The sequence below is a fragment of the Hydrocoleum sp. CS-953 genome (assembly GCF_002260545.1).
In the GTDB taxonomy this organism is placed as follows: domain Bacteria; phylum Cyanobacteriota; class Cyanobacteriia; order Cyanobacteriales; family Microcoleaceae; genus Trichodesmium.
Genome location: NZ_LGSU01000062.1, coordinates 1 through 1809, shown reverse-complemented (window position 1 = coordinate 1809; position 1809 = coordinate 1). Strand labels below are relative to the sequence as shown.

The window sequence follows — 1809 nt, the reverse complement described above, 5'->3', positions numbered from 1 at the left end:
GCACTATTGGAACAGGCAACAGGGGGAATAAATTGCCGATAATATAAGACTTCTAGCTCTTTTGCCCCTACTACAATTTGTANAACAGGCACTATTGGAACAGGCAACAGGGGGAATAAATTGCCGATAATATAAGACTTCTAGCTCTTTTGCCCCTACTACAATTTGTAAAGATACCAGCGCTCATTGCTATATATTATCTGAGTTCTTTCAAAAAAATTCTGGATTTTATTTAAGCTTGAGGTAGCTAATCTCCAATATCTTTTGTACTAATTCCATAACGTAGTTGAGCTTTTGCCACTGCTGCTCTTGTTTCTGAATTATAAACTCCATTCAATGGACCAAAATATATTCCTTGTAGGCGAAGTCGATTTTGAAGTTCCAAGACTTGTTTTTGGCTACGAATATAACTAACCTCTTGCCCAGAAGTATTTTGGGTGACAATCAAAGGATGTCTTAACGCTTCTAATGTATTTCTTCGAGCTACCCCACTAGGAACAAATCCCACATCTTGCTGAAAACATTTGACCGCAAATTCTGTTCCTGCTCCAAAAAAGCTATCAATTACTCCTGGATAATAACCCAATCTTGTTAACAAAATTTGGAGTTGTTTTACAGCCAAACCTCGATCGCCTCGTTGCAGCACACTTAAGTTTGAGTATTGCCTAGTAGTATAATTGACTCTGGAACTTGAGTTAGATACGGGACCTGGAGGTAAAACTTGATTAGGATTAAATAGAAATGCTTGGGTTGTTGGTCCAACTATACCTGTAGGAGTAATTCTATTTCTCCTTTGAAAATCAATTACTGCTATTTCTGTACTTCGATCAAAATAATTAGTTATTTGCCCCTGATAATAACCTAAATTTTGTAAACGTTGTTGTAATTTCCCAATCTCAGGACCTGTGTTTCCTCGTCGCAGAAATACTCTCTCCACAGGAACAGACTTAGTACCAAAGAGAAAGTCTCTAGTGGTTATCCCTACCTGACCCGTAGGTGTAATTCCATGAACACTTTGAAATCTAATGACCGCAGTTCTAGTATTTTGGTCATAAATACTATTGATTGGACCTCTGTAAAAGCCTAGTTCTTTTAACCGTCTTTGAATAATTGCTACTTGAGGACTAATTTCTCCAAAAGATAATACTTGTGTGGGAGAATTTAATAATGAACTATTAGTTTGACTGGTTCTGCTACCACCAAATAGTAATGACCAGGTGGTAGGTTCAATTTGACCACTAGGTGTAATACCATTGTCTTCCTGGAACCGTATGACAGCTCTTTCTGTTACTGGGCCATAATAGCCAGTTAGGTTCGCATTGAAATAGCCTAGCTCTCTCAATTTTCTTTGAACAGCTGATACTGTTGCAGCTCTGTCTCCACGCCTTAGATATACTGCACTATTAGGAGAAAGAATTGCATTACTTTCTGGTCCAGAGCCAGAAAAAAAAGAGTTTCTTGTCAGTTGTGCTTGAGCTACTATATTCTCCTGAGTGTGGCTAAGATTAAAATAACTATTTGTTTCAGAAGCAGAAATTTCCGACACCTCAGCAAAACTAGCATTAACCAGAATAGAATTAATAATTACTAATGATAAAAATTTAATATAAGCGAAGCTAGAAAGTTTTTTCCAGTTAAGTCCTTCAATCAGTTTGAAATCCTTAATTTCTTCACTAACCAGAAAAAATTCTAAGTATGCAAGGGATTCCATAAATTTTCCTGTTCCTGGGAGACTCTAAGTTTTTATATTAACAAGTTAAATTTAATTTTAGTATTCAGATTTTAGTATTCAGATTTTAGTATTCAGAT

At 36.2% G+C, this 1809-nt stretch carries 1 protein-coding gene; it reads right to left on the bottom strand.

Annotation, left to right across the window (positions count from 1 at the left end):
* Positions 1-247: 247 nt before the first annotated feature.
* Positions 248-1711 (bottom strand): peptidoglycan-binding protein, encoded by a 1464-nt coding sequence (locus AFK68_RS00360; protein ID WP_094670750.1) that lies wholly within the window; start codon positions 1709-1711, stop codon positions 248-250.
* Between the last annotated feature and the right edge of the window lie 98 nt (positions 1712-1809).

Coding starts and splice junctions, on each gene's coding strand:
- AFK68_RS00360 (WP_094670750.1), bottom strand. CDS start 1,711: ATGGAATCCCTTGCATACTTAGAATTTTTTCTGGTTAGTGAAGAAATT.